This window comes from Pelotomaculum sp. FP, from assembly GCF_004369245.1.
In the GTDB taxonomy this organism is placed as follows: Bacteria; Bacillota; Desulfotomaculia; order Desulfotomaculales; family Pelotomaculaceae; genus Pelotomaculum_C; species Pelotomaculum_C schinkii.
Map to the genome: position 1 here is coordinate 1 of NZ_QFGB01000102.1, position 5,849 is coordinate 5,849.

The 5,849-nt window shown below is 41.3% G+C and carries 4 protein-coding genes and 1 pseudogene; 1 reads left to right on the forward strand and 4 read right to left on the reverse strand.

The features are described 5' to 3' along the window. Positions 1–867, forward strand: a pseudogene (locus Psfp_RS20545) (transposase); the annotation flags it as partial. A gap of 73 nt (positions 868–940) precedes the next feature. Here the strand turns inward: Psfp_RS20545 and Psfp_RS20550 are convergent. From Psfp_RS20550 to acs, 4 genes are all read right to left on the reverse strand, one after another. Then, positions 941–1,945: an iron-containing alcohol dehydrogenase gene (locus Psfp_RS20550; protein ID WP_134220378.1), complete on the reverse strand. Its 1,005-nt coding sequence runs from the start codon at positions 1,943–1,945 to the stop codon at positions 941–943. Between the two features lie 247 nt (positions 1,946–2,192). After that, positions 2,193–2,411, reverse strand: coding sequence for a hypothetical protein (locus tag Psfp_RS21370; protein WP_153189571.1), 219 nt, complete (start codon positions 2,409–2,411; stop codon positions 2,193–2,195). 90 nt (positions 2,412–2,501) lie between these two features. Next, positions 2,502–3,557 (reverse strand): DRTGG domain-containing protein, encoded by a 1,056-nt coding sequence (locus tag Psfp_RS20555; protein WP_134220379.1) that lies wholly within the window; start codon positions 3,555–3,557, stop codon positions 2,502–2,504. A 10-nt stretch (positions 3,558–3,567) separates the two neighbouring features. After that, positions 3,568–5,667 (reverse strand): acetate--CoA ligase alpha subunit, encoded by a 2,100-nt coding sequence (acs, locus tag Psfp_RS20560; RefSeq protein ID WP_134220380.1) that lies wholly within the window; start codon positions 5,665–5,667, stop codon positions 3,568–3,570. Positions 5,668–5,849: the final 182 nt, after the last annotated feature.

A 5,849-nucleotide genomic window follows, 5' to 3' on the forward strand; every position in this document is an offset into this window, starting at 1 on the left:
CACCCTGTACAATCAAGATCTCGGACTGGACAAAAAGCCCCGTACCTACCGCAAGCGGGCGAGAAAAGACTATCTGAAAATAGCCAAACAACGAAAACCACTCGCAAAGTCTATTCGAAAGGCTATCGGTAAACAGCTGGGATACCTTCGCAGAACCTTAACACGATTGATTTTCTTCTAAAGTGTGATGGGCACGGCAATTTGAGTAACCGGCAGTCTAGCGAACTGGAAACTATTCGTACCCTCTACGCCCAGCAGCGAGAGAGGTACCAGACAAAAACACACCGGGTCGATGATCGTATAGTCAGTATTTCACAGCCCCATGTGCGTCCAATAGTAAGAGGCAAGGCCAGGGCAGAGACCGAGTTTGGGGCTAAAGTGGCCATCAGCATGGTGGATGGATACGCCTTCATCGATCATCTTAGCTGGGATTCCTTCAACGAAAGTCTTGACTTAAAACAAGCGGTTGAAAACTACAAGCAACGCTATGGTTACTATCCGGAAGCAGTTCTGGCAGACCAGTTATACCGTAACCGTGAGAACCTCTCTTTCTGCAGGGAACATGGCATCAGGCTGAGCGGGCCGCCACTTGGGCGTCGTCCAGTCGATAGCAAACAAGCGAAGGAGATCTCACGCCAGGATATGAGAGAGCGCAACGCTGTTGAAGGTGGCTTTGGCGTATGCAAGCGCAGATACGGCCTGGCCAGAATTATGGCACGCCTCAAAGAGACAGCAGAAAGCGTCATTGCACTGCAGTTCCTGGTGATGAACTTGGAACACCGGCTCCGGTTTCTTTTTTACCATTTTATATGCGCCATCTTGAAGGCTTTTGGGAGCCAAAATTGCACTGTTTATATGGTTGTCTAAAATCAGTTTTTTAAAATCAGAACCTATTCAGCAAGCCCTAATTATGATATTATTTATTGGCTTATAAAATTAATTAATATACATTCTTAAGCATAACCAAAATATCTTCTGCGGTTGGTATACGCGGGCTGAATTTAACCATGTCATGTTTTAATGTAGTTTCGGTTATTGAAGCAAACGAATCCTCCGAAATCCCAATTTCCCTCAAATGAGTAGGCAATCCTACATTTTTAACAAGTGTTTTAACCGTCCGGACAGCCGATGAGGCAACTGTATGCAAGGTTTTACCCTCAAAAGACATTCCCATAGCACAAGCTAAATCAGCAAATTTATACGGATTTATAGTTAAATTGTATTCCATAACATAAGGCAACATAATGCCTATTGCTACTCCGTGACTCACTTTTACATGCCCGCTCAAAGATGCTCCTATGGAGTGAGTCAATCCCAGGGAAGCATTATTTAAAGCCATCCCTGCCAGTGTACTTCCCAAAGCAACATTTGTTCTAGCCACAATGTCCTTACCGTCTGCCACTGCAGGCTCTAGATAAGTAGTTATTAAATCAATGGCTTTTATGGCTAGAGTATCTGAATAGGGCGATGATATTGTGGAAATGTATGCCTCAATTGCATGAGAAAGGGCATCAATGCCGCTAGCAGCTGTTATCCTTGCTGGGGCTGATATCATCATTAGAGGATCCACAAAAGCTATATCAGAAGCCAGATATTCACTGGCAATTGTCACTTTTTTGTTTTGCCCACAATCGGTGAATACTGCAAAAATAGTAACCTCACTGCCGGTGCCGGCCGTAGTGGGAATAGACAAAAGCGGTATTTTTGGCTTAAATATCACTTTATTCTCTCCCACATAATCGCCAATCTCGCCGCCGTTTTCGAAAAGCACCCGTGCCCCTTTTGCAACATCCATCAAACTTCCACCACCTAGAGCAACCAAACAGTCAGTATCTAATAGTCGCATTAAAATAGTAACTCTGCCTGCAGTCGCAAACCCCGGTTCTGAATCCACATCACTAAAAATATCAACTAACAGGCCGCTACTCCTTAGTAAATCTTGAATTTCTTCAGCTAAACTTTTACGATACCGGGATCAGTTATAAGCAAAATCTTACTTTTTCCCATTTCCTTGATCGTTCCTGCTAGGCGATCATAAACAACTCCGTTGCCGAAAAAAACTTTTGTCCCTACAAGAAAAGAAAAATTCAAGTTTGACATATAATAACCCCTATAAATATATTCGTCAGGTATAATACTCAGCCAGCATCTTTTCAATTAAGATAGATTCTTGATTGGTCACCAATCGCCAATCAACCAACCATGCCAATAAGCATAATCCTTACAAGATCTCCATTTTGAACTATATATTCACCATCTACAAACCATTCATTTACTACTACAGAAAAGTCTTCAGGTCTATATTTGATTTTTTTTATATTTTCATTTAAAACTTTATTCACTATCGAACTAACCTTGATTGCCTTTTCATTTACCTCTACACATCTTATGTTTTGTCCATTACCATGCATTAATGGGGGATATGTTTTTAAAAATAGGTCATTTCAAACACCTCATTAATAAAGTTAAGCAGTTTTACCCCGATAAGCAATGCTATGTTACTAGTTTTCCAGTGACTTGATAATTTTTTGCCAATCACAGTATTGTACAATATTTTCCACAGCTATATTAATACCGGTTGTATCATCACTACGAATGTGTCTTGCAACTTTAGAAATCTTTTCAATAGTTGTATAGGTGTCATCGCGTACCAAAATAACGGTGACGCCCTTTTCTGCCGCCCGAGAAACAACCTTTACATCGGGATAAAGACCTCCAGTTAAGATTAACGCTGAGGTATTAGTCTCAAGGGTAGCCAATGCCAGATCGGCCCGGTCGCCTCCAATAATAACTGCTTTATTTGCCAAGCGCCGCATATACTGCAGGGCGCTTTCTGTAGTCATGGCACCGACAATGACTTCCTCCACAATCTGGTCTAATTTATCTTCTCCGGTAAGCAATTCACCACCAAGTGTCTCATAATATTCCGAAACTGTCGGTGAAGCAAATTCGGGACGCATTGGTATTATTCCATAATTTTCGCAGCCCGTACTTTCAAGTATTTGTTGATACACACCTTTGGTTTTGGAAAGCAACTGCCGTGGAACATTATTGAAAATGTGTCCTATAGCATTCAACCCTTTGGCAGTGAAATAGTTGTTTAGAAATATAGCCTTGTCAACACTGAAGTCATTCTTAATTTTAATTACATTTAAAACAAAAGCATTTAACTGACTGGCCAGGTTGACTGCATCCAGGCCGCAGGCCGCACCTGCATATGGAAAAGCTGCACCCTCAATAATTACCAAATCATTGCCTGCATTTACTACCTTGTATGCTTCTTTGATACCTTCAATTGCAAATTCCTGGTTTTTTAATCCAGAGAAGTAAGATATACCTGCTATAAATGGCGATATTATCTTTACATCATCTTCCATTTTGAGAATCTCGCGCATTAAAAGGGTATCATTATCTTCACTGCCGTTTAGCTTTAACCTGTTCCCCACAGGTTTAAAATAGGATACCTTATAGCCTTCTTTTTTAAGTTTTAATGCTATTCCCAGGGCAACGGTCGTTTTGCCGCCTCCCGCCGCACCTGTAATATAAAGATTTTTCATCTATTTCGCCTCACGATAGAGTAATTTTTACATCCAGGGCGGCTACCCCATGCTCATATGCAAATATTGGGTTAATATCTATTTCCATGATCTCTGGGAAGTCAACAGCCAACATTGCCACACGTTTAATTACCTCACTTACAGCTTCGATATCGACCGGTTTCTCACCGCGGAAGCCTTTCATTAGTGAATATGCTTTTGTCTCAGCAATCATTTCTTTTATTTCGCTGTTTGTTAAGTCCTGTGCAAGCCTGAAGGAAACGTCTTGTAACAAGTTAACATAAATTCCCCCAAGCCCGAAACCAATCATTGGTCCAAATTGTACATCCCTGATCATGCCTACTATCAGTTCTATTCCCTTAGGCACCATTTTTTGAACTTCAATGCCGTAAGGTACAACTTCGGGCAAATATTTGTGGACATTCTCCATGATATTTATATAAGCGCTTTTAACTTCACTGGAGGATTCTATTCCTACCTTTACCCCCCCCACATCAGTTTTGTGAAGTATTTTTGGTGATGCAACTTTGAGTACCACCGGGTAACCCATTTTATCTGCCATTGCTGCAGCTTCTTCAGGATTTTGAGACAGTTTGATGGGAGTCTCTGCTATACCGTAAGCGGCTATGACCTCCGCAGCCTCGCTTCCCAGAAGAGTCAGGCGATTGTCTCTTTTTACATCGTAAAAAATAGCTTTTACAGTCTTTTGATCAGGTTTAAAATCATTGATTATTTTATCCATACCCCGTTCTTTCATCTTCGTGTATTTTGACATACAGGCAAGTGCTACTATAGCAGGCTCCGGCATGGTGAAACTGGGTATGCCGTTTTCGGAAAGCATCTTTGCTCCTTCAGCCAATGCCTGTCCGCCCATGTAAGCTGCAATTAGGGTTTTGTCTGGATATGCTTTGTTTAACTCAATTAATGCTTGTGCTGTTTCAATGGATTGAGTAACTGCAACAGGACATAACAACACTACTACGCTGTCAACGTTTTCATCTTTTAAGACTTTTCCCAGTGCAAACTCAAAACGGTCTGCCTTGGCATCTCCCAATACATCCACCGGATTATAGATACCTGCTTCCGGAGGCAGGTTCAGACGAAGCTCTTCTATAGTTTCTTTTGCCAATTGCGCCATAGAAAGACCGTTCGACTCAATTTTATCTGTTGCGATAATACCGGGTCCGCCCGCGTTGGTGATAATTGCTACCCTATTCCCTTGGGGAACCGGCTGGTTAACAAAGAGGGTAGCCAAATCGAACAACTCGGACATACTATCAACTCTTAATACCCCACACTTTTCAAAGGCGATATTGTAAGCGAGATCACTTCCGGCCAGTGCTCCGGTATGAGAGGAAGCCGCCTTGGCGCCGGCCTGACTGGTACCTGATTTTAAAACTATAATTGGTTTGTTACAGGTAACTTCTGAGGAAACTTTTAAGAATTCATGCCCATATGATACATCTTCAAGATAACAAATAATTACTTTTGTACCGGGATCCTCTGCAGCTTCTTTTATGCAGTCCACTTCATTCATATCGGCCTTGTTTCCCAGACTGAAAATTTTACTATAACCTATGCCTGCTGATAGACTCCAGTCTAAAATTGAAGCCAACATTGCCCCGCTCTGGGAGATAAAAGCTATTTCACCCTTGGGAGGAAAATTTTTTAAAAAAGTGGCATTTACCGGAGTATGGGTATCAAGAAAACCAACACAGTTGGGGCCCAGCATACGCATGTTATACTTCTTGCAAATGGATAGAAATTTTTTCTCCAATTCCATCCCTTCACGGCCTATTTCCTTAAAACCTGCCGTAAGTACAACCAAGTTCTTCACACCTTTTTCCCCACATACCCGAGCTGTATCCAGAACTTTTTTTGCCGGAACTGCAAAGATTGCTGTGTCAACATCCTCAGGTACTTCGCTAATAGATTTATAGCAGTTCAATCCCAGTATTTCTTTTTCTTTGGGATTAATAGGAAATATTTTACCTGTAAAACCGCTCTTTTTAATATTATTCACCAGTGAATATCCTATTTTGCCAGGCGTTTTGGAAGCTCCAACTACTGCCAAAGACTTTGGGTTGGTAAAACTGTTAACATCAATCACTTTTTTTCACCTCATGTACCTTTATTCAATTCACAAAAATAATTAACTTTATTACAACATGAGTTATGCAGTTATAGGTAAATAGCCCCAGTTCCATAGCCATAAAAATGGATGTGGAGGCCAGAAATTTTCGATGAACCTTGAAAACCGATCGCCAGTTGTGTCAAAATAGACTTGGATTT

Excerpts from the sequence above, each read along its gene's own strand:
- Psfp_RS21370 (WP_153189571.1), bottom strand. The coding sequence starts at position 2,411 with ATGCATGGTAATGGACAAAACATAAGATGTGTAGAGGTAAATGAAAAG.
- Psfp_RS20555 (WP_134220379.1), bottom strand. The coding sequence starts at position 3,557 with ATGAAAAATCTTTATATTACAGGTGCGGCGGGAGGCGGCAAAACGACC.